The sequence below is a fragment of the Mesorhizobium sp. M1227 genome (genome assembly GCF_040318315.1).
Lineage (GTDB): Bacteria > Pseudomonadota > Alphaproteobacteria > Rhizobiales > Rhizobiaceae > Mesorhizobium.
This window is the reverse complement of record NZ_JAMYLZ010000043.1, coordinates 18,134-44,928: the sequence shown is the minus strand read 5'-3', so window position 1 is coordinate 44,928 and position 26,795 is coordinate 18,134. Positions and strand designations below refer to the sequence as shown.

28 protein-coding genes and 4 pseudogenes are annotated in these 26,795 nt (G+C 62.7%); 22 read left to right on the top strand and 10 right to left on the bottom strand.

Features of this window, described 5'->3' with window-relative positions; translation table 11 throughout:
- Together csgH and NKH28_RS30245 are read left to right on the top strand one after the other, a co-directional pair.
- Positions 1-295: curli-like amyloid fiber formation chaperone CsgH (gene csgH / locus NKH28_RS30250; protein WP_352981056.1), on the top strand; the 295-nt coding region annotated here is incomplete at its 5' end.
- Between the two features lie 167 nt (positions 296-462).
- Positions 463-876 (top strand): curlin, encoded by a 414-nt coding sequence (locus NKH28_RS30245; protein WP_352981057.1) that lies wholly within the window; start codon positions 463-465, stop codon positions 874-876.
- 412 nt (positions 877-1,288) lie between these two features.
- On the opposite strand, the pseudogene NKH28_RS30240 reads toward NKH28_RS30245, so the two are convergent.
- Positions 1,289-2,432 (bottom strand): annotated as a pseudogene (locus NKH28_RS30240) (MFS transporter).
- 272 nt (positions 2,433-2,704) lie between these two features.
- On the opposite strand from NKH28_RS30240, the pseudogene NKH28_RS30235 reads away from it, so the two are divergent.
- A pseudogene (locus tag NKH28_RS30235) lies at positions 2,705-2,953 on the top strand (glutathione S-transferase family protein); the annotation flags it as partial.
- Positions 2,954-3,008: 55 nt separating this feature from the next.
- Here the strand turns inward: NKH28_RS30235 and NKH28_RS30230 are convergent.
- A complete protein-coding gene (locus NKH28_RS30230; protein ID WP_352771161.1) occupies positions 3,009-4,679 on the bottom strand; it encodes an FAD-dependent oxidoreductase in 1,671 nt (556 codons plus the stop codon).
- A 348-nt stretch (positions 4,680-5,027) separates the two neighbouring features.
- Here NKH28_RS30230 and NKH28_RS30220 point away from each other — a divergent pair, with 348 nt between their 5' ends.
- Genes NKH28_RS30220 through NKH28_RS30210 form a run of 3 tightly spaced genes read left to right on the top strand, consistent with a single transcriptional unit; the run spans position 5,028 to position 7,206 of the window.
- Positions 5,028-6,383 (top strand): selenium-binding family protein, encoded by a 1,356-nt coding sequence (locus tag NKH28_RS30220; protein WP_352981055.1) that lies wholly within the window; start codon positions 5,028-5,030, stop codon positions 6,381-6,383.
- The gene (locus NKH28_RS30215) at positions 6,380-6,751 is read left to right on the top strand and encodes a 2Fe-2S iron-sulfur cluster-binding protein (RefSeq protein WP_352474288.1); all 372 of its coding nucleotides are present in this window, start codon (positions 6,380-6,382) and stop codon (positions 6,749-6,751) included. Before NKH28_RS30220 ends, NKH28_RS30215 begins: the two co-directional genes overlap by 4 nt.
- 5 nt (positions 6,752-6,756) lie before the next feature.
- Positions 6,757-7,206 (top strand): CoA-binding protein, encoded by a 450-nt coding sequence (locus NKH28_RS30210; RefSeq protein WP_352771286.1) that lies wholly within the window; start codon positions 6,757-6,759, stop codon positions 7,204-7,206.
- Between the two features lie 76 nt (positions 7,207-7,282).
- On the opposite strand, the gene NKH28_RS30205 is transcribed toward NKH28_RS30210, so the two are convergent.
- From NKH28_RS30205 to NKH28_RS30190, 4 genes are all read right to left on the bottom strand, one after another.
- The gene (locus NKH28_RS30205) at positions 7,283-8,506 is read right to left on the bottom strand and encodes an NAD(P)-binding domain-containing protein (protein WP_352503449.1); all 1,224 of its coding nucleotides are present in this window, start codon (positions 8,504-8,506) and stop codon (positions 7,283-7,285) included.
- A 62-nt stretch (positions 8,507-8,568) separates the two neighbouring features.
- On the bottom strand, positions 8,569-9,126 hold the full coding sequence (locus tag NKH28_RS30200; protein WP_023679231.1) for an OsmC family protein: 558 nt from the start codon (positions 9,124-9,126) through the stop codon (positions 8,569-8,571).
- Positions 9,127-9,442: 316 nt separating this feature from the next.
- Positions 9,443-9,955, bottom strand: a complete 513-nt coding sequence (locus tag NKH28_RS30195) for an OmpA family protein (RefSeq protein ID WP_352819462.1) — start codon at positions 9,953-9,955, stop codon at positions 9,443-9,445.
- A 10-nt stretch (positions 9,956-9,965) separates the two neighbouring features.
- Positions 9,966-10,625: a L,D-transpeptidase gene (locus NKH28_RS30190; protein WP_352981054.1), complete on the bottom strand. Its 660-nt coding sequence runs from the start codon at positions 10,623-10,625 to the stop codon at positions 9,966-9,968.
- A gap of 42 nt (positions 10,626-10,667) precedes the next feature.
- Here NKH28_RS30190 and NKH28_RS30185 point away from each other — a divergent pair.
- Positions 10,668-10,991: pseudogene (locus NKH28_RS30185) on the top strand (NAD-binding protein); the annotation flags it as partial.
- Between the two features lie 12 nt (positions 10,992-11,003).
- Here the strand turns inward: NKH28_RS30185 and NKH28_RS30180 are convergent.
- Entirely contained in the window at positions 11,004-11,897 is an 894-nt protein-coding gene (locus tag NKH28_RS30180) for a LysR family transcriptional regulator (RefSeq protein ID WP_352819459.1), read from the bottom strand.
- Positions 11,898-12,047: 150 nt separating this feature from the next.
- Here NKH28_RS30180 and NKH28_RS30175 point away from each other — a divergent pair, with 150 nt between their 5' ends.
- The 14 genes from NKH28_RS30175 to NKH28_RS30110 all read left to right on the top strand — a co-directional run bounded on the left by NKH28_RS30175 (position 12,048) and on the right by NKH28_RS30110 (position 25,212).
- The gene (locus NKH28_RS30175; protein ID WP_352981053.1) at positions 12,048-13,238 is read left to right on the top strand and encodes an MFS transporter; all 1,191 of its coding nucleotides are present in this window, start codon (positions 12,048-12,050) and stop codon (positions 13,236-13,238) included.
- Complete coding sequence (locus tag NKH28_RS30170; protein WP_352981052.1) at positions 13,235-13,705, top strand: cyclophilin-like fold protein; 471 nt, start codon at positions 13,235-13,237, stop codon at positions 13,703-13,705. Before NKH28_RS30175 ends, NKH28_RS30170 begins: the two co-directional genes overlap by 4 nt.
- An 18-nt stretch (positions 13,706-13,723) precedes the next feature.
- Complete coding sequence (locus NKH28_RS30165) at positions 13,724-14,119, top strand: (R)-mandelonitrile lyase (protein ID WP_352491966.1); 396 nt, start codon at positions 13,724-13,726, stop codon at positions 14,117-14,119.
- A gap of 25 nt (positions 14,120-14,144) precedes the next feature.
- Positions 14,145-15,161 carry a zinc-dependent alcohol dehydrogenase family protein gene (locus NKH28_RS30160; protein WP_352981051.1) on the top strand — a complete coding sequence of 339 codons (1,017 nt, stop codon included), beginning with the start codon at positions 14,145-14,147 and terminating at the stop codon, positions 15,159-15,161.
- Positions 15,162-15,225: 64 nt separating this feature from the next.
- A complete protein-coding gene (locus NKH28_RS30155) occupies positions 15,226-15,648 on the top strand; it encodes a lipocalin-like domain-containing protein (RefSeq protein WP_352850684.1) in 423 nt (140 codons plus the stop codon).
- A gap of 31 nt (positions 15,649-15,679) precedes the next feature.
- Entirely contained in the window at positions 15,680-16,870 is a 1,191-nt protein-coding gene (locus NKH28_RS30150) for an arabinose transporter (protein ID WP_352616220.1), read from the top strand.
- Between the two features lie 1,172 nt (positions 16,871-18,042).
- Complete coding sequence (locus NKH28_RS30145; protein ID WP_023679230.1) at positions 18,043-18,654, top strand: cupin domain-containing protein; 612 nt, start codon at positions 18,043-18,045, stop codon at positions 18,652-18,654.
- A 116-nt stretch (positions 18,655-18,770) separates the two neighbouring features.
- On the top strand, positions 18,771-19,709 hold the full coding sequence (locus tag NKH28_RS30140; RefSeq protein ID WP_352981050.1) for an ABC transporter substrate-binding protein: 939 nt from the start codon (positions 18,771-18,773) through the stop codon (positions 19,707-19,709).
- Positions 19,710-19,783: 74 nt separating this feature from the next.
- Entirely contained in the window at positions 19,784-20,581 is a 798-nt protein-coding gene (locus tag NKH28_RS30135) for an ATP-binding cassette domain-containing protein (RefSeq protein ID WP_352775819.1), read from the top strand.
- Positions 20,578-21,582 carry an ABC transporter permease gene (locus NKH28_RS30130; protein ID WP_352795809.1) on the top strand — a complete coding sequence of 335 codons (1,005 nt, stop codon included), beginning with the start codon at positions 20,578-20,580 and terminating at the stop codon, positions 21,580-21,582. The genes NKH28_RS30135 and NKH28_RS30130 overlap by 4 nt, the downstream gene beginning before the upstream one ends.
- A gap of 4 nt (positions 21,583-21,586) precedes the next feature.
- On the top strand, positions 21,587-22,675 hold the full coding sequence (locus NKH28_RS30125) for a phosphotriesterase family protein (protein ID WP_352819447.1): 1,089 nt from the start codon (positions 21,587-21,589) through the stop codon (positions 22,673-22,675).
- Between the two features lie 27 nt (positions 22,676-22,702).
- Complete coding sequence (locus NKH28_RS30120; RefSeq protein WP_352685652.1) at positions 22,703-23,473, top strand: glutamine amidotransferase; 771 nt, start codon at positions 22,703-22,705, stop codon at positions 23,471-23,473.
- 3 nt (positions 23,474-23,476) lie between these two features.
- On the top strand, positions 23,477-24,385 hold the full coding sequence (locus NKH28_RS30115; protein WP_352819445.1) for a ribokinase: 909 nt from the start codon (positions 23,477-23,479) through the stop codon (positions 24,383-24,385).
- Positions 24,382-25,212, top strand: coding sequence for a BtpA/SgcQ family protein (locus tag NKH28_RS30110; RefSeq protein ID WP_352819443.1), 831 nt, complete (start codon positions 24,382-24,384; stop codon positions 25,210-25,212). The genes NKH28_RS30115 and NKH28_RS30110 overlap by 4 nt, the downstream gene beginning before the upstream one ends.
- 37 nt (positions 25,213-25,249) lie before the next feature.
- On the opposite strand, the pseudogene NKH28_RS30105 reads toward NKH28_RS30110, so the two are convergent.
- A pseudogene (locus NKH28_RS30105) lies at positions 25,250-25,635 on the bottom strand (type II toxin-antitoxin system VapC family toxin).
- Positions 25,632-25,877 (bottom strand): type II toxin-antitoxin system Phd/YefM family antitoxin, encoded by a 246-nt coding sequence (locus tag NKH28_RS30100; protein ID WP_352819441.1) that lies wholly within the window; start codon positions 25,875-25,877, stop codon positions 25,632-25,634. The pseudogene NKH28_RS30105 and the gene NKH28_RS30100 overlap by 4 nt, the downstream one beginning before the upstream one ends.
- Before the next feature lie 209 nt (positions 25,878-26,086).
- Here NKH28_RS30100 and NKH28_RS30095 point away from each other — a divergent pair, with 209 nt between their 5' ends.
- Positions 26,087-26,263 (top strand): hypothetical protein, encoded by a 177-nt coding sequence (locus tag NKH28_RS30095; protein WP_352819439.1) that lies wholly within the window; start codon positions 26,087-26,089, stop codon positions 26,261-26,263.
- A 2-nt stretch (positions 26,264-26,265) separates the two neighbouring features.
- Here NKH28_RS30095 and NKH28_RS30090 read toward each other — a convergent pair whose 3' ends face one another.
- Positions 26,266-26,553, bottom strand: a complete 288-nt coding sequence (locus tag NKH28_RS30090; RefSeq protein WP_023679221.1) for a hypothetical protein — start codon at positions 26,551-26,553, stop codon at positions 26,266-26,268.
- Positions 26,554-26,795 lie beyond the last annotated feature (242 nt).

Sequence of the window (26,795 nt, the reverse complement as noted above, 5' to 3'; positions counted from 1 at the left end):
GCCGGTGCGCTGCGAGATCCGCGCCACGCCGGAAGGGGGCATGGTCTTGCTTGAGGCGCTTGCCTATGCTGACAGAAACGTGAGTGGCACCTATTCCTTCCATGTCGAAAGCACCGGTCGCACCGACGGCACCAGCATCGAGCAGGGCGGCGCCTTCAACGCCGCGCCCGGCAAGCCAGCTACGCTCGGCGCTATCACGCTCGACGCAAAGGGCGGCGTTTACGACGCCAAGCTCGAAGTTGCGGTCGATGGCAAGAGCATCGGCTGCGCCGCGCGGGTCGGCGGCGCGACCTGATCGCACGGCCAGTTTACGAAAAAGGGCGTCGGCGTTCGGCGCCTTTTCTATGTGTGCCGAGCCGGGAAAAATGAATGAACGACAGCTGAACGATGGGTTCCGGGATGGTTCAGCCGCAATTCGGGAAGGTTGGCCATAGGCTGAGGCAGCCAGAAATGAAGACCAAGATGACCCGCAATATGTTCATAACCCTTACTGCCGCTCTCGTTGCCGGCAGCATCGGCCAGGTGGCGCTGTCCGCACCGACCTACGCAGGAGGCCGGGTGTCGGTGACATTTGCTCCTGCCAACGCTCGCGACGCCGGCGCCCTGGCGACCGGCCTGCGCGTCTATTCGAAGTATCGCGGCCTGCACGGCGCCAGAATCCGTCAGTCCGGACACGGTAATGCTGCTGGCCTCGGCCGGAACGGCCGCGGCAATCTGGGCATCATCCATCAGGAGGGCAACGGCCATTCCGCCATCCTGAGGCAGAACGGCAACGACAACGCCTACGGTATTTTCCAGTTCGGAAGGAACACCGAGGCGAATGTCGTGCAGAACGGCGACGGTGGTGGCGGCGCCATCTTCAGCTACGGCTGGTAACGGCCGATAATCGGGGCGCGAGCGGGACTCGATCCCCTTGCGCGCGACCCAATCATTCGGGCCGAACATCTCGGCAGAGCCGAAGATGACCCCGCGGCTTCCTCCTTGGGAGGTTTTTCAACGCGGGCCGATGTCGACCCAGCCGCACCCCTCGCGCTGCGGCCCACATCGAAAAACCTTCACCGATGCGGACCTTCTGCAGCGGCTTTTCCACGCATAGCAGACGTTCGACGGAACGGGTGATCCTGCCCCGGCAAACACCGATGATATCAGATAAAGTGCGGCAGACAATGTCACGAGGAAGCGAGGCGACATTTCACGCTCCGCGACAGCCGGAAGTGATCGACAACTTTCCAACGTTTTGCTTCGCGATTGACCCATCCTGGTCAAACACCCCAAACCGGCGGCTGCATCACCGTTCCTCCGGCGGCTTGAGGTGCCGAAACTGCATCAGCAGCAGCAGATCGTAAGCGATCTTCAGTGCACCGCAGATGATCAGGGGCCAAGCCCGGAACGAGGCAGCGAACAGAGCGCCCGCCAGGGCGGGACTGGCTGCGGCAGCCAAACTGCGCGGTACCGATGTGAAGCTTGCGGCGGCTGCCCGCTCCGCCTCGGTGACGACCGCCATGACGTAAGATGAGCGCGTCGGGACGTCCATCTGCGAAAGCGCGGCACGGATCAGCAGCAGGGCGGAGCGCCAGAGGGAGCGTCGGCGCAAGCGCCGCCAGCATCAGGGCGATGCTGGACGGAATGTGTGTGAACACCATCGTGTTGATGAGTCCGATGTGCCGCGACAGCCAGGCGGCAACGGGGAATGAGAACGCCGAAAGCACCCCGGACCAGAAGAAGAAAAAGCCCGCTTCCGAAAGCGACAGGTCGAATTTTTCGAAAAGCCACAGGGCAAGCAGCGACTGGACGAGGAAGCCGCCGGCAAAGGCATCAAGGCTAAAAAGGGCCGCAAGCCTGAAAACGATATTCCGCGAGGGGCCAAGCGCGGACGTGCTGCCGGAGTCCGACGTTGGACGGCGCCGCGGGATCTGCGCGTAAAGGAGACCGCCGAGCAGGCCCAGCAACGCATAGAGCACGAACATCGCCTTGATGCCGGTGAGTTGGTCGAGGCCGGCTGGAGCCAGAAGATCAGGGGTTGCCGAAGCGAGCGCGCCAACCGCGGCTGCGAGCGCACCCACAAGGCTGTAGCGCGCGAACATCTTGGTCCGCGCGGCGTCGGTGACTTCGCGTGTGAGGACGGCATGCTCTAAGGGCACGAACACGCTGACGCTGCCGGCCGACGGGTTGATGGTGCCTGCGAAGGCGATCATCAAAAGCAGCGCGTAGTCGTGGACCACAGCAAAGGCCACACCCGTGGCCACCATCAGACTGGCGGCGGCAAGCAGGAGTTGGCGGTGATCGCGTCGGGCACCAAGGAGTCCGACGGCGATGGTCAAGAGCGCTGAACCGAGCAGCGATCCGGTTGCTATGATGCCGACCTGCAGAGGCGCGAAGCCTAATGCGAGGAGATAGACCGGCAACAGAACGGCCACGAAGCCGTCGCCCATGTCGCGCAAGGCTCGGGCCGCAAAAAGAAAAGTCGCCGGGCGGATCTGCTGCACTGGTCTAGCCTGCCCCCATCACCTGCGTTGGCGTCAACGGCTTTGGCAGCGTCGCTCGACAGGGCCGGAAGATCATGACGGAGTCGCGTTAGACATTCCAGCGAGGCGAAGGCCATGAAGTTCGGGACGTGGGTCAGAATTCCCCGTGGTCTTGCTTTGGTAATGTCCAGGAAGGGGCGCATTGCCGCCCGCCAGCCTTGGGGCCGCTGACGACCCGCGACGAGACCTGGCATAAGCAGCGCCTGCCCATGGTCGAGGATCGCATCCGTGGCCGGCTCGGCGAACTTTCCGATCGCCTGGGCAATGCCGACTGGCTCGATGGTGCGTTCAGGGCCGGTGACCTTCTGATGGTGGCGGTGCTGCGCAGGTTGAACGGATCGGGTATACTGGACGAATATCCGAACCTCTCCGCTTATGTAGCCCGCGGCGACGTGCGGCCAGCCGTCAAGCGTGCTTTCGATGCTTAATTGGCGGTTTTCACGCCGCATCGACCGGCTGATGACATTCTGGTTACTTGACCCTCTAGCTTTGGTTGCGGTCTACTTTCTCTTCATTGGCCAGATACTGGTGGACGAAGGCGATGGCCATGCTGCCCTCGCCGACCGCCGAGGCAACGCGTTTGACCGGGCTCAGGCGTACGTCGCCGCAGGCGAAGATGCCGGGCGCGCTGGTCTCGAGCAGGTAGGGGTCGCGGCCATGCGACCAGAGCCCGGCCTTCTTCACGTCGTCGCCGGTCAGCACATAACCGCGTGCATCGCGCGCTACGTCGGCCGGCAGCCACTCGGTCTCGGCGTTGGCGCCGATGAACACGAACAGCCCGCCGCATTGGTGCCGGCTCACCTCGTTGCCGGTCTTGTCGAGAATGTCGATCGCCGTCAGGTGCGTCTCGCCGTGCACGGCCTGGACTTCGGAGTGAAGCTGGACCTTTACGTTGCATTTCGCCCTGAGCTGCTCGATCAGATAGTGAGACATGCTGTCGGCAAGCGAGGGGCCGCGCACCAGCAGCGTCACGCTGCGCGCATGGCCGGAAAAATGCATCGCCGCCTGGCCGGCCGAATTGCCGGCGCCGATCAGGTAGACATCCTGCCCATGCGTGCTGCTCGCCTCGCTGCGCGCGGCGCCATAATAAACGCCTTTGCCGATCAACCGGTCGAACCCGTCGATGGCAAGACGGCGCCAGGCGACGCCGGTTGCCAGGATGAGGCTGCGGGCGCGCACGACATCGGTGCCGTCGAGCACCACCTCGTGCGTCGTCGGGTCGATGCCGGCGACCGAACGGGTGACCAGGATTTCGGCGCCGAGCCGCTTTGCCTGCTGCAGCGCGCGGCTGGCAAGCTCGTCGCCGGAAATGCCGCTTGGAAAGCCGAGATAGTTCTCGATGCGCGAGGATGTTCCCGCCTGCCCGCCGGGCGCCTCGCGTTCGACGACGATGGTGCGCAGCCCCTCGGAGGCGCCATAGACCGCAGCCGCAAGACCGGCCGGTCCGCCGCCGATGATCGCGACGTCGTACTCGGCGCCGCGCGGGCGCGTCTGCAGCCCGAGGCGGATGGCAAGATCGCGCACAGCGGGTGCTTCGATAATCTCCCCGTCCGCCAGCCGGGCAACGGGACCATCGAGAGCCGGCCTGCTGAGGGCAGACCAGAAAGCCTCGGCATCCGACGTGTCGGGCAACAGCCAGGTGAACGAAATCTGGTTGCGGGCCAGAAACCGGCGCAGTTCGCCGCACGCCGTGTCCCAGCGATGGCCGACCAATGTGACGCGCGGCCTCTGCGGCTCGGCAGTGACGCTTTGCAGCCCGCCCATCCGCTCGCGGGCAAGCGCGCTGACCTTTTGGGCCACGTCCTTTGACACCGCGGCGATGGAATAATACTGCTGAACGTCGATGCGCATGACGCGGGAAGATTCGGCGGCGCGATAGCCACCGGGAAAACCCGAGCCAAGCGCAATCGGCACCTCGCCGAAGATCGTTCCCGGCAGACGCCAACCCAGCGTTCGCTCGATGCCGTCGAAGGTCTTTACGACTTCGATCTTGCCGGCGAGAACCGCAAACAGCGCGGCCTCTCCACCCTCGTGAATCGCGAACTCTCCGGGGCTGAGGTGAAGATCGGCCGCTGCCCGCGCCAGCCGCTCCAGCTCTGCCGCCGGCAAACCCGAAAACAACGGGATTGCTCCCACTTCATCACTTGTCAGCATGGCCCCTCGCGGGAGCCAGTTAGCGTTGTTTTTTTGCCGTGATCAATAAAAAAGCGAGGCGGAGCCGCGTTTTGGGAGAGAGCGCAACTTCCCCGTTGTTGTACCGTTGTTGTGGGGGAGATCGGCAGCCTCGACGCCATGTCACGCATGCTCGTAGCTCGCTCAATCCGGACGGCAGGTGGATGATCGTCGAGCCGTTCGCCCACGATCATCTGGCTGTCAACCCCGTCGGGCGCGCCTATTATGCCGCCTCCGCCTCCCCGGCCATAGCGCCAATGCCAAGCATGCACTAACATTCCAGCTTGCCCCTTTGGGGCTGGCGAGTGATCTGTTCAAAGGGAAGTACCCATGACCAATCATTGCTGTGGACCGGGCTATGCTTCTCCAGCCGAGGCGATGACGGCACCTCGCGAAAAGCTGCTCTATACGATTGCCATCTACACCGGCACGGGCATTCAGAAGCCGGACTATCTGTGCACGATTGATGTCGACCCGGAGAGTTCGACCTACAGCCAGGTGATTTCGCGTTTGCAAATGCCGGGTATTGGCGATGAGCTTCATCACTCGGGCTGGAATGCCTGTTCGTCGTGCCATGGCGATGCGAGCATGGACCGGAAATATCTGATCGTGCCGGGTGTGCGCTCGTCAAATCTGCATATTGTCGATTGCGGTACCGATCCGCGCAGCCCGACACTGTTCAAGGTGATAGACGGCGCTGAAATCAAAGCCAGGACTAACCTGTCGGCGCCACACACGGTGCATTGCCTCGGCTCGGACATCATCGTTTCCATGCTTGGTGACGCCCAGGGCAATGCCCCCGGCGGCTATTTGCAACTCAGCAAGGAGTTCGAGATTGTCGGCCGCTGGGAAAATTCCATGGGCAGGATCAAGTTTGGTTATGATTTCTGGTACCAGCCGCGACACAACGTAATGGTCAGCTCGGAATGGGCCGCGCCCAATACCTTCATGCCTGGCTTTGACCTGGAAGAGGTTGGTCATCTGAAATATGGCCGAGAGATCCATTTGTGGGATTTTGAAAAGAAGGAGCCAAAGCAAACATTCTATCTCGGTGAAGATGGCTTGATCCCACTGGAAGTGCGATTCCATCATAACCCCGACAGCAGTCACGGCTTTGTTGGCGCGGCCCTTTCTGCAAATATCATCCATTGGTGGAAGAACGCGGCGGGTGACTGGCAATGGGAAAAAATTGTCGATGTCGGCAATGAGCCGCATCCCGCATGGCCGATACCAATACCGGGCGTGATCTCGGTTATTCTGCTCAGCATGGACGATAGATACCTCTATCTGTGCAACTGGTTGCATGGCGACATTCGTCAGTACGACATCTCGGACCCTCACAACGCCAAGCTTACCGGACAAGTGTGGATGGGCGGACTTCTCGGCCGTGCGCCTGAGGTCAATGGCGTGAAAGTGACTGGCGGGCCTCAGATGATACAGCTCAGCCTCGACGGCAAGCGCCTTTATGTGACGACCTCACTCTTCTCGACGTGGGATAATCAGTTCTATCCGGAAATCCGCACCAATGGCGGATGCATGCTGATGGTCAATTGCAATACGGAAAACGGCGGCATGGAAATCGATCCGCTATTCGTTGTTGATTTTGGTAAGGAACCAAATGGACCAAGCCGCTGCCACGAAACCCGTTATCCCGGGGGTGATTGCACGAGTGACATCTGGGTATGACCTGCTTCACCATCATTCTCGCCAATCAAGGCGGTGCGGCCTTTGACGTCGATCACCGCAAGCCCCTCTTGCAAAGCTTGCGCGAGCAGGGCGTGGATCTGCCGTATGGGTGCAAGTATGGCGGCTGCATAACCTGTGCGGCCAAAATAATCAGCGGCAAAGTCGATCAAAAAGCGCAGCGGGCGCTGAACAACCGCCAGATCAACAATGGCTATATAATCCTCTGCGTCGCCCGCCCTTTGAGCGACTGCACGCTGGAGGTCGGCGTTGAGAGCCACGACAAGCTCTATCGCAACCCCTTCCTTGACCCGCTGGCCGCTCATGAATTGAAAGCCGATATTGCGACCCCGTTGGAAGCAAAGAAATGACCCATATGAATCATGATGAGCCCTATTCGGAGGCTTATCTGCAAGACATTCTGAAATCGGTCAAAACCATCGCGATGGTTGGGGCCAGCCCCGATAAAACTAAATTTTCCTATGGGGTACTCAGGGTGCTGCACGAAATCGGCTACGACATGATCCCGGTCAACCCCAGTCCCGGTCTGGATGAGATTCGAGGGCTTAAGGTGTACGCGTCACTAGCGGCCATCGACCGGCCTGTGGATATGGTTGAGGTTTTTCGCCGCTCCGAAGATCTGTTGGAAGTTGCACAGGAGGCCATCGCAATCAACGCCAAGGTTCTGTGGGGTCAGATTGGGGTGCGCGATGACGCTGCCGCCCAGTTGGCGGAGAAAGCGGGCTTGAAAGTGGTGATGAACCGCTGTCCAAAGATTGAGTTGTTCCGCCCCTTCTGGAAGCCAAAGCTGCATTTGGGAATATGACTGCAGGGGCGCAGAATTCGGGGTTGTCGCGGCAACCAACCTGTTCCCTCTGGAGTCTCAGACGTTGATTCTGCTATCAGATTGAATTTTGCCCGAGGTACGATGCCAGATGATCGCTGAGATCACGCGCGTCGTCGCCAGCGCCGTCGATTAGAGCAGACTTGCGGCGGCGCAGAAACTGCGTCCCCATCAGGTACAGGCCCGGATGTTCCGCTACACCGCCGTCGTGACGGACGTGGCCCTTGCGGTCGAGGACCGGCAGTTCCAGCCAGGAGTAGTCCGGCCGGTAGCCGGTGGCCCAGATGATCGTCCTGATAGCGCCTCCGGCAAGATCGAGGCCGAGCGGCGGGTTGTCCTCGACACGGGTCGGCGGCGGGCGATCCGGCGGCCCGACCGTAGCGTCCAGGCCGTTGGCGCGCGCCCATTCGTCGATGAGGTCGAGCAGCCGGGCCATCTTGAGATCGGAAAGCGCGCACATGTTGCGCAACGACCCCGCAAACTGGGCCTTGCCGTCTTCGGTGATGCCGGCAAGACGACCGATGAGCCGGACGCCGAGGTCGTCGAGCGCATTGAGGTCGAGGGTGATGCGGTCGGGCGTGCCGGCAAGCTGTAGCGAAGGAACCCGTCGCGCCCGCCTGATGTCGTCCACCTCGTCGTAACGCTCGTCGAGCACGCCGGCGGCGTCCATCCACCATTCCAGGTCCTTGCCGCGATATACGCGGGGCGCCCGGATGTGCTCGCCCACCGACAGGGTCACTTGACGCCCCGAACGCTGCAGCTCCTGTGCGATCTGGGTGCCGCTCGACGACGCGCCCACCACCATCACGCCACCGTCGGCGACCTGACCCGGATTGCGGTAGGACTGTGCCGTCAGCATGGCGACCGACGGCGGCACGCGGCTGGCGACGTCGGGCAGGCGCGCGATGTTGCACGCGCCCGACGCCAGCACGACGGTCCGACACCGCCACTCGCCGCGGTCCGTGCGCACAAGATATCCCGCCCCGTCGCTGCGAACCGAGGTGACGGTCGTGTGGGTTCTGACCGGAGCCGAGATCGCCTTGGCATAGTTCCCGAGGAAGTCGATCACCTCAGGCATCGTCCGGTAGCCGTCGGGATCGTCGCCGTCATAGCGAAAGCCCGGCAGCCGGCTCTGCCAGTTCGGGGTGAGCAGCCGCAGTGAATCCCATCGCTCGGTGCGCCAGGTATGGGCGATCTCGCCGCGCTCCAGCAGCACATGGTCGATAGAGCGCTCCGCGAGGCAGCGGCTCATCGCGAGCCCCGCGTGCCCCGCGCCGACGATCGCTGTGGTGACGGAACTAATCGCACCCTCTCATCAGGAGAGTCTACGGTTCGAAGCGCCTTTCAATTCACCACGACCGTGACGTTCGTCGGATTGGTGACAATGTCATAGACCGCCGACCGCTTCTGCGACTGAGCGACGATAGCCTCGATGTCCTCGCGCTTTGCGTCGGCGTCGATGTTGTATTTCACCGTGATGCCGCTGAAGCCGTTGCGCACGTCGCTGTCGATGCCGAGAATTCCGGCGAGATCCATGTCGCCTTCGATGGTCGCCTTCACCGACTTCAACTGGATGTTCCGGTTCTGGGCAACCGCGGCGATGCCGGCGGTCAGGCAACTCGCCAGTCCGACCAGCACGTATTCGACGGGCGTGGCGCCCTTGTCCTGGGAAGCGAAGACCTCCGGATGGTCTGCGTCGAATGTGAAGGTGGTCTTGCGATGCTGATCCTCGCCGAGACCGTAGAAGCTCTCGACCGACGAGTGGCTGTGGGTGCCATCCTTCCATTCGCAGGCCGCGCGCCACTTGAACTGCGCTGCCTCCGGGGCGTTGGTGAGCGCTTCGCGTGCGCCGAGCAGCGCCTCTACGTTAACACCGTTGTTTGCCTGTACTTCGGAAGCCATAATTATTATCCTCCCTACCTTGCACTGGCTCAAAAACCCGACCGATCTCACTGACCTCAGATTTCACCATGGCGCGGCATGCTATGGGTCGCGAAGCGTTTCTTCAAGTTGTTTCCGCAGCGGAATGTTCGCCCTCGTGTGCCGAGTTGTGCCTTTGCAGGCTCTGGCGCGATCACGACCTTCAGCGCGGTCAATTGCAGTGTCTGCTTCCGGGGGAGGCAAAGTTCGCCTCTATGGCCGACATTGCGGCGCAAAGCAGCCATACCGCCGTCGCGTGCGAGACTCTGCTTCGGGTCACAAGCAGAACAGCAGCCCCCTACGGCTCGTCCCTCTCATCGCGCAAATTAGACACAACGCGGCGGTTCTGCGACCTGCAGGCGGTGTCGGGGCACTCGCGGACGAGCCTGTCCTTGCCGTAGCCCTTGGCCCACATGCGGTTGCGGTCTATGCCGCCGGCGGCGAGGTAGTCCATCACCGCATCGGCGCGCTGCTGCGACAGCGCCATTTCACTTGCGCCGGGGTCGTCGGCGAAACCCTGCAGCTTGAGCAGCCAGCGCGGATGCTTTGCTAGCCAGGCGATCTGGGTGTCGAGGGTGGCCTTGGCGACAGAATCGAGCGCGGCCGAACCTTGCGTGAAATAGGTGCGGCGGCCGACATTGAGGATAAAATCCTCCTCGCTGCCCGGCTGCACGTTCTGGAAGCCGGCAACCTCGGTGTTGGTGACGTCGGGTGTGGGAGGGGCCAGCGTGTTGCTGGTCGAGCAGGATGCGGCCAGCACGAGCAGGCCGGCGGCGAGCAGCCGGCGCGTGTTTTCAATGATGCGGTTCATGAGGCGCCAATCATTCGACAGTGGTGGAAGCGGGCGCCTGGTCGGCGATGTGCGGCAGGACCTGCACCGCGGTGCCGATCGGGCACCGCTGGTAGAGGTCGATGATGTCTTCCGGGAACATGCGGATGCAGCCGCTGGAAGCGTCGGTGCCGATGCTCCATGGCTCCAGCGTGCCATGCAGGCGGTAGCCGATGTCGGCGCCGTCGCGGTACAGATAGAGCGCGCGCGGCCCGAGCGGATTGTTGGACGCGCCGCCTGCGACCATGGGCGGTAGGTCCGGCCTGCGCTTGCGCATTTCGGGGGGCGGGACCCATTGCGGCCACAGCGCGCGGCGGTCGATCGTCGCGCGGCCGTACCATTTGAAGCCGTCCTTGCCGACGCCGACGCCGTAGCGGATGGCGGTCTTGTTTTCCATGATGACGTAGAGGAAATGGTGGCGGGTATCGACCACGACGGTGCCGACCGGCTCGCTACTGAAATACTTGACGATCTGGCGGTGCCATCTCTTGTCGATCTTGGCGAAGTTGGTCTTGCGATACACAAAATTGTTGTCGCTGGCGGTACCGGCGAAAAAGGATTTTGCCGCCGCGGCTTGAGCAATATTGCTGGTTGCACCCACCGCGACCAGCGCCAGGCCGCCGAGCACGACACCCCTGCGTGATAAAACCATCGGCAATATTCCCCCTCATGCCAAAAGCCTGGCGGACCATAATTGAGAATTACTTCGCCTCAAAGTGGAAAATGCTGCGTTGCTTCAGTCCGCCGTGTCCGGACATTCGTCATTGCCGGGTTCGGGCGGGTAGACCGGGTGATCGGCAGATTGCTCGACGAGCGTGGATACAGGTGGGTTGCAGTCGACCTCGACGCCAAAAATGTAGAGCGGTCCCGGAAAGAACGTCTACCGGTCTTTTTCGGCAACGCTTCGCAGGAGGAGATGGTGGCCGCCGCGAAAATTGCATGTGCAAAGGCGCTGGTGATCACTCTGGACGACCCCGAGGCAGCCAAATCGGTTCTTGCGGCGCTGAGACGCAAACTGCCCGACCTCCCGTCAGATGCGATGGCGGAGCGCCTCAACGATCACCGCCATCGCAGGCGAGAGCTGTCGCCTGCTCGGGTAGTAGAGGTGATAGCCCGCAAACGGCGGACTCCAGTCGTCAAGCACGAGCCTAAGGCATCCCTTGGCGATGTGCTGGCTGACGAGGTTTTCCGGGACATAGGCGATCCCGAAACCGCTTATTGCAGCCTCGATCATGGGAATGGACGAATTGAAGGTGAGTTGGCCCTCCACCCGCACGCGAAGGTCGCGGCCATCCCTGGCGAATTCCCAGGCATATAATCCGCCGAACGTCGCCTGCCGCATATTAATGCAGTCATGATCGACCAGATCCTGGGGTGCGGTCGGAACCGGATGGCGGGAAAAGTACTCCGGCGAAGCCACGGCGACGAGCCGCCAATCCGGCCCGATGCGCACTGCGATCATATCCCTGTCGATGCTCTCACCAAGCCGCACGCCTGCGTCGAAGCGCTCCTCCACAATGTTCTTCATGCCGTTGTCGCTGTAGAGCTCGACGCACACGTCAGGATAGTCGCCGAGCAAGGGCTGCAGCTTCGGCCAGACGGTCGTCTGGAGCGCATGGTCGGACAGCGTGAGACGGACCGTTCCGGAGGGTTTGTCGCGAAAGGCCACCAGGCTTGCGAGGTCGGCTTCGATTTCCTCGAAGCGGGGAACAAGAGATTGGAAAAGTCGCTCGCCGGCCTCGGTCGGTGCGACGCTCCGCGTCGTACGTGTCAGCAGGCGGACGCCAAGACGAGCTTCAAGCTCCTTGATTGTCGAACTCAGGGTCGACTGCGAGGTTCCGAGCTTGGCCGCCGCCTTGGTGAAGCTGCGCTCCCGCGCGACCGCCACGAACCAGAGCAGATCCTTCATGCCATCGCGCTGCATAGGGCACCTCCGATCGGACATTTATATCATGAGCAGATAAGTCCATGCGAATTACTTAGTCTAATAGAATGGGTTCCTCTGCAATATCTTCCGGCATGGCGACGGGACGGGCGGCTGATCCGCCCCAGTCGCCTTGCAAGGATGCCAATCATGGAAACGACCTACGACACAAGGCTTGTCGAAGACCGCGCCGCATGGGGCGCGGTGTTGTCGATGGCGCTGTGTGTTTCCGTGCTCATCGCGTCGGAATTCATGCCGGTCAGCCTTCTGTCGCCGCTAGCGGCCGATCTCGGCATCACCGAGGGCCGCACGGGACAGGCGATCTCGATTTCGGGCGCTTTCGCCGTCGTGACCAGCCTGCTGGTCGCCGGCCTCACGCGCCGGATCGACCGCCGACTGGTCGTGACCGGCTTTACCCTTCTCCTGATCGTGTCCGGGCTCGCTGTCACCTTCGCGCCGAATTACGCGTTCCTCATGGTCGGCCGGGCGCTGCTCGGCATCGCGATCGGCGGTTTCTGGTCGATGTCGACCGCGATCGTCATGCGCCTCGTGCCGCAAGACATGGTTCCGAAGGGTCTCGCCATGCTGAACGCTGGCAATGCCATCGCGGCCACCATCGCCGCGCCGCTGGGCAGTTTTCTTGGCGCCTATGTCGGCTGGCGCGGCGCTTTCTTCCTCGTCGTGCCGCTTGGGGTCCTGGCGCTGGTCTGGCAGTGGACAAGCCTGCCGGCGCTGCCCCCGCGCCGGAGGAAGCGTCCTGGCAGTCCGCTGGCGCTCCTCGGCCGTCTTCCTGTCGCCACCGGCATGGCGTCAATCATGATGCTGTTCATGGGTCAGTTCGCCCTCTTCACCTATCTGCGGCCCTTCCTCGAGAGCGTCACTCAGCTCGACATCGCCGAGCTTTCGGCGATCCTGCTGGCGATGGGGCTGGCCGGGGTGCTCGGCACCCTCTGCATAGGCCGGCTTTTGCGCACGCGCCTGTTCAGCATCCTCATCGTCATCCCGCTTGTCATGGCCGCGCTGGCCGTAGCGCTCATCGCCTTCGGTACGATGCCAATTCCTACAGCGCCGCTGCTCGTTGCCTGGGGCTTTTTCGGCACGGCCGCGCCGGTTGGCTGGGGTACGTGGCTCAGCCGGACGTTGCCGGACGACGCAGAGGCCGGCGGCGGGTTGCAGGTAGCCGTCATCCAGCTCGCCATCACCGGCGGTGCCGCCATCGGCGGCACGCTCTTCGATAGGGTCGGCTGGTGGGGAGCGTTCGCTCTAGGCGCGGTGCTGCTCTGCGGATCAGCGCTCGCCGCCTTTGCCGCATCGCATATGGCCCGGAGATCTTTGCCATGACTATCGAGCGTGCGCCGCTCAGCCGCAGGACATTGCTTGGCGCCGCGCTCGCGGTGGCGGCCCTGCCTCGCGCAGCCGCCAGCCAAGAAGGCGAAGCCCCTGTAAGCCAGGAGCCAACTGACATGAAGATCAGGATGATTTTCAACGGCCGCACCATGACCGCCACGCTCTACGACAATCCGTCGGCGCGCGACTTCTTCTCCATGCTGCCGCTCGACCTCAAGATCGAGGACTACGCGCATAACGAGAAGATCGCCTATCTGCCGCGCAAGCTGACTGAGGAGGGAAGCGGTCCGTTCGCCAACGAGCAGCCCTATGACCTGTGTTATTTCATGCCCTGGGGCAATCTGGCCATGTTCTACGCCGACTATCGCCATCCCGGGCTGATCAGGCTCGGCCGCTTCGACGAGGGCGAGCAGGCCCTGCACATTCGCGGCGAGTTCCCGCTTCGCATCGAACGCATTTGAGGACACAAGGACATCACCATGGACATTCTTCGCGCTGGCACGAGGCCTTCCGGCAAGGGGCCACCTGACTGGTTCACCGGCACGGTGCGGATCGATCCGCTCTTCAATCCCTTCGATGCCGGGCGGGTCCAAGGCGCACAGGTGACCTTCGAGCCCGGCGCCCGCACCGCCTGGCACACGCATCCGCTCGGCCAGACGCTGATCGTCGTCTCCGGCCTTGGCCGCGTGCAGCGCGAGGGTGGCCCGGTCGAAGAAATCCGGCCGGGGGACGTCGTCTGGTTCGCGCCCGGCGAAAAGCACTGGCACGGCGCGTCGCCTCAGACCGCCATGACCCACATTGCCCTCCAGGAGGTCAAAGACGGCAAGGTCGTGGACTGGCTGGAACATGTCAGCGACGCCGACTACGGCGCCTGATCTTCTCGACTCGAAAGGAACCAAAATGCTCGCAACTGTTCTTCACAAACCGGGCGACATCCGCTGCGAGGAAATCGCCGATCCGAAAATCATGCGGCCAACGGACGCCATCATCAAGCTTTCGGCAAGCTGCATCTGCGGCTCGGACCTGTGGCCCTATCGCGGGCTGCAGCCGGTCGACGGCCCGATGCATATGGGCCACGAATATTGTGGCATCGTCGTCGAGGTCGGCGCAGAGGTGCGCACGGTCCGTCCCGGCCAGTTCGTCGTCGGCTCGTTCTGTCTCTCCGACAATACCTGCCCGCACTGCCGCTTCGGCTTCCAGTCGTCCTGCGTGCAACGCGAATTCATGTCGGGCGCGCAGGCACCTTATGCCCGCGTGCCGTTGGCGGATGGCACACTGGTCGCCACCGCCGAGGTGCCGCCGGCCGAACTCATCCCCGACCTGCTGGCCGTGTCCGATGTGCTCGGCACCGGCTGGTATGCGGCCGACGCAGCCGAGGTCCGAGAAGGATCGACAGTGGTGGTGGTTGGCGACGGTGCGGTCGGCCTGATGGGCGTGCTTGCGGCCAAGGAGATGGGCGCCGAGCGCATCGTCGCCATGAGCCGGCACGTCAGCCGCCAAAAACTCGCCCGCGAGTTTGGCGCCACCGACATTGTGGCCGAGCGTGGCGAGGAAGGCGTCGCGCGCGTCCAGGAGCTCACTAAGGACGTCGGCGCGGACTCCGTGCTGGAATGCGTCGGCACGGCGGAATCCTTCGACCAGGCGCTGGCCTGCTCTCGCCCCGGCGGCACTATCGGCTATGTCGGCGTGCCGCATGGCGTGAGCTTCGATGGCCAGAATCTCTTCTTCGGCCAGAAGCGCATGCTGGGCGGCCCCGCGCCGGTGCGCCGCTTCCTGCCCGACCTTATGGACCGTGTGCTCAAGGGCAGGATCAAGCCCGGCAAGGTCTTCGACCTCAAGCTGCCGTTGGTCGAGGTCGCTGAAGGCTACCGCGCCATGGACGAGCGGCGCGCCATCAAGGTCATGCTTTCGGTGTGAGGGAAGATTGGACGGACGGCCTGTCCGCACCCGCAAATCAGAAAAGGAACAACGACATATGACGATGAGATTGAAGATCGCCGCCCTTGCGCTTTCAGTTATCACGCCGGCTTTCTCGCAAGAGTCCCCGATCATCGGCGCATGGCGCATGAGGTCGCTCGAGGCCGGTGCCGATGGAAACCTCAAGCCCGTGCCATATTCCGGCCAGGTCATCTTCACCGAGGCCGGCACCCTCTCGGTGCAGGCCCAGAACCCTGACGCCAAGGCGCCGGATACGCCTTACACAGCGAATGGCTACGAAGCCTATTACGGCCCGGTCGCCATCGACGACCAGGACAAGACCTTCGTCATCACGATCGAGTCCTCCCTGGTCCGCAACCTTGTCGGTAAGAGCATGAAACGCAAATTCGAAGTCTTGGGCAACAAACTGGTCCTCACCCCGGACAATCCGGCCGAAGGCTGGCGCGTAACCTACGAACGTTACTGATCGGAACAGCCCGACTGTCAACCTGTCATCGATGGCCACAATGGCGCGGACTTCAGACCGAAATGGCGCGACAGCGGAACTGGCGCCAATCATGGCGGCTGTCTTCGCCGGCTTCCTCCTGATCGGCTTGGCGCTACCCGTCCTGCCGCTGCATCTTCACCAGCAGCTCGGCTTCGGCCCCTTCGCAGTCGGGCTGGTGACGGGCAGCCAGTTCGTCGCCTCGATGCTGTCGCGCATTGGGGCTGGAAACTATGCCGATGGGCGCGGCGGCAAGCGGGCCGTCGTCGTCGGCCTCATTGCCGCTGCCCTGGCGGGGTTCATTTACGTCGGCTCGCTGGCATTGCTCGACCGGCCCGTAGCGTCCGCATCGGCGCTCTTCGCCGGCCGGGCGGTACTGGGCGCGTCTGAGAGCTTCATCATCACCGGCGGCGTCGCCTGGGGCCTTTCCCTTGCGGGCGGACAGAACTCCGGAAAGGTCATAGCCTGGGTGGGCACGGCGATGTTCGCGGCGCTCGCGCTAGGCGCGCCGATCGGATCTGCGCTTTATGCGGCGAGCGGCTTCGCCGCGATCGCACTCGCGACGGTCGGCCTGCCGCTTGCGACGCTGCTTGCCATCCTGCCTATGCGTGGCACCAGCCTCGCCGCGAGCGCCGCGCGACAGTCATGGACGAGCGTGGCGCAAGCGGTCTGGCTTCCCGGCGTCGGAGCTGCTTTCAGCAGCCTTGGCTATGGCGCGATCCTGTCCTTTGGCGCGCTGCTCTTTGCCGAACGCGGCTGGCAGCCGGTCTGGCTTCCCTTCACCGCTTATGCCGCGTCGCTGATCGCGGCAAGGCTGTGCTTCGGCCACCTGCCTGACAGGTTGGGGGGCGCGCGCGTCGCTGTGATCTTCGTGGCGGTCGAGGCGGCAGGGCTGATGCTGACCTGGCTTGCGCCCGGGCCTGTTCTCGCCGCCATCGGAGCGGGCCTGACTGGCCTTGGCTACTCGCTGGTATATCCCGGTTTCGGTGCCGAGGCCGTAGGCCGTCTTCCGCAACGCAGCCGCGGCCTGGCCATGGGACTCTACACCGTCTTCCTCGACGTGGCGCTCGGCTTCGGCAGCCCGGCGCTCGGCTTGGTCGCCGCGTCGGCCGGCCTGCAATTCGTCTTCCTCGTCGTCGCGACGGCGACGCTTCCGGCGTTGGGCATCGCTCTGCTGCTGGGTCGCCGTAACGCTCCACTATAGCTAGTCTGTGCTCGAGATGTCGCACAACCACGATCGCTCCCGCTTTGGGCGACGTCTGCTTCCGGGCAATGACAAGACCGACGTCTACGGCCGACATTGGCGCAGAGCAAACGGTCGGGTTTCCAACGCGGAGCGACAAGAGCTGACCGTTGGTCGGCGCAAGTGTCGTCCTGACGTGACCCAATGCGGTCTTCCGTTGCGAGCGTCGGTTGCTGGAGCTGCGTTAAGTCGGTCGGAGGCCAATGGTATTTTCAATGGAACGCTAATATACATGGAAGCCCCAACGAGCAGCGCCTGCCAGATACTTGAGGAATGCCATGCGAAGGCTCATCTTCACGGCGATGTGTATCGCCGCCGCAACAGCCGCTAACGCCCATGATTGGTACGAAGACAAGATTGACCCCCAGACCAAATTCAAGTGCTGCGGCGGTTCAGATTGCCGCGCCATACCCCGGTCTTCGGTGCGGTCCAGGGTGGACGGCGGGTACACTTATTTGCCGCATAATTTCACCATCCCACGGGACCGGGTACAGGAATCCCCGGACGGGCAATACCATATCTGCGAAAATAAATATGTTGTAACCAACCAGCTGTATTGGCGTTGCTTCTTCGCACCTCGTGTCGATGTGTCTATACTTCTAAAGCATTAACCGCGCGTCACTTCCGCAACTTACATAAGCAAGGTGCTAGTCCATTAATTCTGTTGGACTTTCTTCAAAATTGCCGAAGCTTAAGCGGTGCGCGACTGCCCCAGGGATTTCATTGGATACATCGCGGCTATCGAGAGCCTACGCCCCTGGGCGTAACTCCATGGGGCGCTGCCGCGGGTGACTTCTGGGCGCGCTCCGCAATTCGGTGACAGATCGTGTCGGCGCGGCCGTGGTTGTGTAGATTGGCTGCGTGGCCCGCCTTGCCCGCATTGTCGTTCCAAGTCCACTCGCCACATAACGCAAACGCGGTAACGGCTGGCGATTTCGACCACGATGGACAGCCAAGCGATAGGGGATAACTGGCGCGGGATCATCAGCACGGTTCATGCGGGAGCGGCATTCGCCGGATGAGGCAGCTACGGCTGCAGTCTCGAATTTGACGCATCAGCACTTGCAAATCGTCAGCCGAGGTCTTTTGCTCGCGCGATAGTTGCCCTTGACCGTTGAATGGTTGGCGAACAGATGAACAAAATCGATCGACGGCGGCCAGAATCAGAAACGGACGCCACCGTAAATGCCGCAAGACTTGGAACTCGGCTGCGCCTCGCCCGCCAGACACGCGGCATGACGCTGAAGACGCTGGCCGCGGCTGCGAATTGCTCGGAAAGCCTGCTGTCCAAGATCGAGAACGGCAAGGCTTCGCCGTCCCTGCCCATGCTTCACCGCCTGGTCGAGGTTCTCGACACCAACATCGGCTGGATGTTCGAGCAAGTCGACGACGACGAGGCGATCGTATTCCGGGCGGGCGCAAGGCCTTTGATCGCGCTCGACGCGCTACGGCGTGGCGAAGGAATTTCGCTCGAACGCATCATCCCGTATTCGCCTGGCCACCTCTTACAATGCAACATCCATCACATCGAGGCAGAGGGCTCGAGCGAAGGTCCGATCCAGCATGCCGGCGAGGAAGTCGGCTACGTGCTCGCCGGGCGGATCGAACTGATCGTCGACGGCAAGAGCCATGCTCTCGCCACGGGTGATGCCTTCGTGTTCAGGTCGGAGCTGCCGCATCATTACCGCAATATCGGCGAGGAACGCGCTAGCATTTTCTGGGTCAACACGCCGGCGACTTTCTGAGCAACGCTGTGCGTTCATTTGGATTGACAAATATTCAAGTCTCTTGAATGCTTGCCTCGTGCCTGTAGCACCAACGGGACCAGCCGAGGTCTGGTCCGCAAGCAAGGGGAACCGAAATGCGTCTGTTCAAACTTCTCGCCGGCTGTGCCGCCGCCATTGCCATGGGCTCGGCAGCCATGGGATCGGCGCTTGCCGATACGTTCGCTCTCGTCAACATCAACCAGCAGGCCCTGTTCTTCAACCAGATCAACGAGGGCGCGCAAAAGGCTGCCGACGCCGCTGGCGCCAAGCTGGTCATTTTCAACGCCAACAATGTGCCGAGCGCGCAGAACGACGCGATCGAGAACTACATCACGCAGAAAGTCGGCGGCATCATTCTGGTCGCCATCGACGTCAACGGCGTCAAGCCGGCGATCACTGCAGCCAAGGCGGCCGGCATTCCCGTCATAGCCATCGACGCGCAGATCCCCGACGGCGACAATATTTCGTTCATCGGCGTCGACAACACCAAAGCCGGCGAGGACATCGGCAAATTCTACGCCGACTATGTGAAGACCGATATGGCCGGCAAGGCCAAGATCGGCATCGTCGGCGCACTCAATTCATTCATCCAGAACCAGCGGCTCGACGGCTTCAAGAAGGCGGTGACCGAAAGCGGCCAGGGCGTCACCTTCCTCGACACAGTCGACGGCCAGAACGTTCAGGAGACCGCCTTGAGCGCTTCGGAAAACCTGATGACGGCCAATCCCGACATGAACTCGCTTTATGCGACCGGAGAGCCGGCCTTGCTCGGCGCCGTTTCGGCGGTGACCAGCCAGGGCCGCACCGGCGACGTCAAGGTGTTCGGCTGGGATCTGACCAAGCAGGCCGTTCAGGGCATCGACGACGGCTGGGTGGTGGCGGTCGTGCAGCAGGATCCGGCCGGCGAAGGCAAGGCCGCGGTCGAAGCGCTGGGCAAGATCAAGAAGGGCGAGAAAATCGACCCGATCATCAATATCCCGGTGACGATCGTGACCAAGAAGAATGTCGACCAATATCGCGCGATGTTCAAGTAAACTGCGTCGGCGACCGAGCCGCGGCGCCGCCCGAGGCTGCGCCGCGGATCCCTTGCAATCGCGTGGAATTCCAGATGAGCAGTGGCCAGACCTATCGGGTGCGGATGAGCGGCATCTCAAAGCGCTACAACGCCATCCAGACGCTCGATGACGTGTCGCTGACGCTGAAGCCGGGCGAGGTGCTGGGACTGGTCGGCGACAATGGCGCCGGCAAGTCGACATTGAGCAAGGTGCTGTCGGGGGCAGTGGTTCCCGACGCCGGCACCATCGAGATCGACGGCAAGCCGATGATCTTCAGCTCCCCGGCGGACGCACGTGCGGCGCGCGTCGAGATGGTCTACCAGGACCTGTCGCTGTGCGACACGGTCGATGTTGCCGGCAATCTGTTTCTTGGCCGCGAGCCGCGCCGCCGCATCGCAGGCATTTCCTTTCTCGACAAGAAGCGCATGCATGACGAGACGCGCCAGATGCTCGATCGGCTCGGCATCGTCATTGCCGACACGCGGCTCAAGGTCGAAAACCTCTCCGGCGGGCAGCGCCAGTCGATCGCGATCGGCCGCGCCGCCTCGTTCGAGCCGGCCGTGCTGATCATGGACGAGCCGACGGCAGCGCTTGCCGTGGCCGAAGTCGAGGCGGTGCTCGAACTGATCCGCGCGGTCAGTGCGCGCGGTGTCAGCGTCATCCTGATCACCCACCGGCTGCAGGATCTGTTCCTCGTCTGCGATCGCATCCAGGTCATGTATGAAGGGCGCAATGTCGCCGAGCGGCTGATCGGCGAGACCAATATCGAAGACGTGGTCAATCTGATCGTCGGCCGCAAGTTCAGTGCGCGTTCCGCCACCAATGGCTATCGCGGTGGAGCGCCGGCATGAGCGACGCGATCCACACCGCCCAGCCCTCACGAGTACGCAAGGGCACCTGGCGCGATGCGCTGCTCGCCAATGGCAGCGTCGTCTCGATCGCGCTGTTCTTTCTGGTCGTCTGCATCATCTTCTCGGTTGCGACCGACGCGTTTCTGACATCGCCCAATCTGTTGAACATCCTGCGGCAGTCGGCGCCGCTGCTGATCGTCGCCGCGGCAATGACTTTCGTCATCACCACTGGCGGCATCGATCTTTCGGTCGGCTCCGTGCTGGCGCTGGTGGCGACGCTGTCGGCGACGCTTTTGCAGTTTGGCCTGCCGTGGCCAGTCGTTATCCTCGCCATGTTGGCGCTCGGTGCCCTGCTTGGGGCGGTGCAGGGCTATTTCATTGCCTATGAGGGCATCCCGTCCTTCATCGTCACGCTTGCCGGGCTTTCGGTGATCCGTGGCGTGGCGCTGCTGATCACCGGCGGCTATTCCATCCCGATCGAGCCCGGAAGCGCTTTCACCGTGCTGGGCCGCGCCTGGTTTCTTGGCGTGCCGGTGCCGGCGCTGATCGCGCTGGCGATCCTGGCCATCGCCTATCTCGCCTTCAACGAGACGCCATTCGGCCGCTATGTCACCGGCATCGGCGCCAATGCCGAGGCGGTGCGGCGCGCCGGCGTCAACACGCGGCAGACGACGCTCTTCGTCTATGTGATTTCCGCCACCGCGGCAGCCCTTGCCGGGATCATCATTGCTGCCCGGCTTGGATCGGGATCTTCGAATGCCGGCCAGGGTTTCGAGCTGGAAGTCATCGCCGCCGTCGTGCTCGGCGGCACCAGCCTGTTCGGCGGCCGCGGAACGATCATCGGCACGGTGCTCGGCGCGCTGACCGTGGCCGTCATCGGCAACGGCCTGATCCTGGCGCATCTGTCGCCTTTCCTGACGCCGATAGTCACCGGAACGATCATCCTGATCGCCATCTGGCTGAACTTCCGCCTGTTTCGCGGCGCCGTGCGGAGCCGTTGAGCCGATGAGCGGTCTGTTCGATGACGCAGTGCCGGGCCAGCGGCTGGCGATCGGGGTCGAAACAGGCCATGTGATGACCGTGCTCGGCCCAGTTCCGGTCGACGACATGGGCATCACGCTGATGCACGAGCACATCTTGCTCGATGGCGCGCGCAGCTGGAAATGCCCCTGCCATCCCGACGACATGGCGATCGCCGAGCAGCCGGTGAACATCGAGATCATCGGCGAGTTGCGCATGAACCCTTACGTCAACCGCGACAACGTCTCGCTCGACGACGCCGACCTGGCGCTGTCTGAGCTGCAGCGCTATCGCGCGCTGGGCGGCCACACCGTCGTCGATGCCACCAATATCGGCATCGGCCGCGCCCCCGAAAAGCTCGCTCGCATCAGCCGCATGTCCGGCCTGAAGATCGTCATGGGCACCGGCTTCTATCTCGAGCACACCCATCCCGAATGGCTGAAGGCGATGGATGTGGACGCCGTGACCGAGTTCATCGTCAACGATGTCGGCGGCGGCGAGACGCAGCCGCCGATCATGGCCGGGCTGATCGGCGAGGTCGGCGTCAGCAAGGATTTCACCGCCGAGGAACGAAAGTCGCTGCGAGCTTCGGCGCGCGCCTCGCGCATAACCGGCGTGCCGCTGTCGATCCATCTGCCTGGCTGGGAGCGGCTCGCGCACGACGTGCTCGATGTCGTCGAGGCCGAGGGCGCCGATCTTCGCCACACCGTGCTCTGCCACATGAACCCGAGCCACGACGATCCCGACTACCAGAAAAGCCTCGCCCGGCGCGGCGCGTTCCTCGAATACGACATGATCGGCATGGACTATTATTATGCCGACCAGGACGCGCAATCGCCCTCCGACGAAGAGAACGCACGCGCCATCGCCGCCCTTGTCGAGGCGGGCTTCGGCGACCGCCTGCTGTTGTCGCAGGATGTGTTCCTCAAGATCATGCTGACGCGCTTCGGTGGCTTCGGCTATGGCTATATCCTGAAGCATTTCATACCGCGCCTGAAACGCCATGGCGTCGAGCAGCCGGCCATCGACCGCATGCTGATCGCCAATCCGAAAAGCGTATTCGCGCGGCTCTAAGCGGCCTGGAATTACACTGGAGTTCAAATGTCCAAGAAGAAGATCCTGCTTGCCGGCGAATCCTGGGTGTCGACCGCGACCCATATCAAGGGTTTCGACCAGTTTCCGACCGTTACCTACCACACCGGCGCAGACGAGTTGCTGGGCGCGCTGAAGGCGACCGACTTCGACGTCACGTTCATGCCGGCGCATGAGGCGCAGCGCGGCTTTCCACAGACCATGGAGGCGCTGTCGGCCTATGACGCGGTCGTGCTCTCCGACATCGGCGCCAACACGCTGCTGCTGCATCCCGACACCTGGGTCCACTCCAAGCCGACGCCGAACCGCCTGCGCCTGCTCCGCGATTACGTCAGCGGCGGCGGCGGTCTATTGATGTTCGGCGGTTACTACAGCTTCCAGGGCATCAATGGCGGCGCGCGCTACCGCAAGACCCCGGTCGAGGACGTGCTGCCGGTGAATTGCCTGGCCTACGACGACCGCGTCGAGGTTCCCGAAGGTTTTGCGCCCGTGCCAAAACCAGGGTCGAGCCATCCCATCCTCAGGGGCCTCGGCTCGGACTGGCCGATCCTGCTCGGTTTTAACGAGGTGACGCTGAAGGACGGGGCCGAGGTCCTGGCCAGTGTGTCGTCGGATTATGGCTCGCTGCCGCTGCTTGTCACCGGCCGTTACGGCAAGGGCCGCACCGTAGCCTGGACATCCGATGTCGGGCCGCATTGGCTTCCGCCGCAATTCATCGCCTGGCCAGGCTACAAGACCCTGTTCGAACAGATGCTTGGCTGGGCGACCGGTGAGAGCTGAGCCATGCATGTCCACGTCGTCGGCAATGCCTGCGTCGATACCGTGTTTCGCGTCGGCCGCTTCCCTGCCGCGGGCGAGACTTTGAATGCCGTGAGCTATGCCGACGGGCTCGGCGGCAAGGGCGCCAACCAGGCGGTCGCAGCAGCACGGACTGGTGCAGAAGTGACGTTCTGGACGGCGCTCGGCAAGGACCCCGCTGGCGCGTGGATCAGGAGCCGCCTCGACGGCGAGCTGTCAGACCTTGAGGTGATCGAATTCGAGCTGCCGAGCGACCGCTCGACCATCGTCGTCGATAAAGGCGGAGAGAATTTCATTGTCAGCGGCGTCGCCTGCAGCGAGGCATTCGATCCGGTGACGCAAACAGCATTTGTCCGCTGGATCGCCCCCGGCGACATCCTCGTCTGCCAGGGAAATTTGCGGACTGCCGTGACCAATGCCTGCCTCAGAGCAGCAAAGGAAAACGGTGCGCGCACCGTTCTCAACGCCAGCCCGATCGACACGGCCTCGCTGCCCGATCTCGGCCTGGCGGAGGTTCTGGTGGTCAACCAATCCGAAGCGCAAATCTTGACCGGCCGGGATGACATGACAGCAGCCGCTGGCGCGCTGGTGGCCAAAGGCGCAGGCACCGTCGTCATCACCCTCGGCGCCGCAGGCTGTCTCCTGCTTGGCCCGGGCCATGAAGAGCCGCTTCGTTTGCCGGCGCCGCGAGTCGAAGCGCTCGACACCAGCGGCGCGGGCGATGTGTTCTGCGGCTGTCTGGCCGGTGGGCTTGCCCGGGGCATGCCGGTCATCTCGGCGCTGAAGCTGGCGCTCGCCGCCGCCGCAATCGCCGTGACACGGCCGGGCACGCTGGCATCCTGTCCTTCCGCCTCCGAGATGGCGGCGCTCATCGATCAAATGGAGCTCTCATGACCCAGCTCGGCCAATCCGGCGGCGACGCGCTCGTGGACCTTTTCGGCCGCACAAAGGTGGTGATCGGCGTCGTTCATCTGGCGCCGCTGCCCGGCGCTCCGCGCTATGACGGCGAGGCTATCGAGGCGATCTACCAGCGCGGGCTTGACGACGCCAAGGCCTATCTCGACGGCGGCTGCGACGGCGTCATCGTCGAGAACCATGGCGACATCCCGTTCGCCAGGCCTGATGATATCGGCCCGGAGACGGCGGCCTACATGGCGGTGGTTTCCGACCGCATCCGCCGCGAACTCGGCAGGCCGATCGGCATCAATGTGCTGGCCAATGCCGCGATCCCGGCCCTGGCGATCGCCAGCGCAGCCGGCGCCGGCTTCGTCCGAGTCAATCAATGGGCGAATGCCTACGTCGCCAATGAGGGCTTTGTCGAAGGCGAATCGGGCCGCGCGGCACGCTACCGCGCCAGGCTGCGCGCCAACGGCATCCGCATTTTCGCCGATGCGCATGTCAAGCACGGCGCACACGCCATCGTCGCCGACCGCCCGGTGGAGGAACTGGTCAAGGACCTGGTCTTCTTCGACGCCGACGCCATCATCGCCACTGGCCAGCGCACCGGCCACGCCGCGGATTTGGGCTACATAAGCATGATCAAGCAGGCCGCCGGCCTGCCGACGCTCGTCGGCAGCGGTGTCACGCCGGACAATGCCAAGGATATCCTCGCCATTGTCGACGGGGTCATCATCGCCAGCGCGCTGAAGCACGACGGCGTCTGGTGGAACCAAGTCGACTCTGCTCGAGTAAAGGCGTTCATGGGTGGTCTGAAGCGATAGCTGGACTACCCTACCAAGGGCTTGGGGCCCAGCTTGATCAGAGACGACGGACGGGCCCAGGATACTGCGCGACCAGATCGTCGACGGTCAGCAAAGTAATGCCTTCCACAATCGATTGAGCAATCAGGATCCGATCGAAGGGTCCTTGTGGATGGGTGGAAGCCCATCCACCGCAATGGCATACTCGCCGGTGATTGGCAGCTCATGATAGGCATTGTCTATCAGGCCCCGACGTAAAAGACGCGCATCGACCCTGAAGTCGGGGCGCCCCAGACCGCGTTTAAAGGCAATCTCCCAGAGACTTGCGGCGCTGAACGTCAAGTGGTTGTCGGCATTCTCGATCTCAGCGAGGCCGGCACGCGGAAGGTTTTCGGGTTCGCCCGCCGCCCAGAGCAGAAGATGGGTCTCGAGAAGAAGTTTCATGCATGGCCGCCAAACAGCTTCTCGATTTCGTCATCGGCCATGCGATCAAAATCGTCCGGAACTGAAAACCGCCCGGCCATAAACCCCACCCGACGCATTTCGCCGGCCGCAGGTGCGTCTATGGCAACGACCTTGACCATCGGCTTGCCGGATTTGGCGATAATGAAGGATTCGCCTTTGGCCGCCCTGTCGACAAGACGAGACAGATGCGTCTTGGCCTCGTGGATATTGACGGTGCGCATTGCGGGCCTCATGACTTAGTCCATGCAACTTAGTCTACATGGGGCCCCGATTTTTTTAAGCGTGTTTCAGTCAGTGAAGGTGAAGGATGCCGGATGCGGCCGATCCTTTCGGATCGGCCGCATGGCACGACTTCAACAAAGACGCGTAATCGATTGTCTGAACTGCATGTTTGTTGGGACTGCGTCACACCTGATGTTGGCCGAACCTGTTGGTCCGGCATGCGACGTCGGAGTTCACAGGAGCGATTTTTGCCGAGCAGATGCTCTGCGTTGCGCTAGGGGCCGAAAGCGAAACGTCCGCTTTTAGGGCGCTGCGCCACGGCGGCGACGAGCCCGACACTGTACCGAAGGCGATCGACGCGACGGGCGCCAAGGGCCTTACCTGACTCTATGTTCCCTTCACGATTCTCGGTTTAGTCGGTCGGCGGGATTGAGCCGCGCTCTCGAGGGCCAGGGCCAACCGCTTCTCGTCTTCGATGGCGCGATCGACTGCCTCAATTTCCTCTTGGAGCACCTTCAGCTCGGCTCCGTAGCTGGAGCCGTCGCTGTCCCCGATCTGAAAGCCACTTGCCCGCATTGCGTCGCGAGTATGGTGCACGTTACGGACTCCTTCGCGCCGCGTCGCGACCAAGATTTCCCTAAACTCTCCAAGACGTTCAACGTGATTGCGAGCCATTGCGTTCTCCTATTTCGTCGTCATCGTCGCCGACGGCGATTCAGAACGGCTAAAACCTACGGAGATACTCTCGACAAAGCATGAGTGCGGAAGCTCAAATTTGAATGTCTTGCAATAGCGTGAAGCGCAGCAGGTGGAAATTGGCTTCGACCCGATCGATCTCAGACCAAATGCAGACACTTTCGGCCGAGCGCGTCTGCGGCTCCCCCAACGGGGCCATCCGCTCATGTAATCAGTAAAAT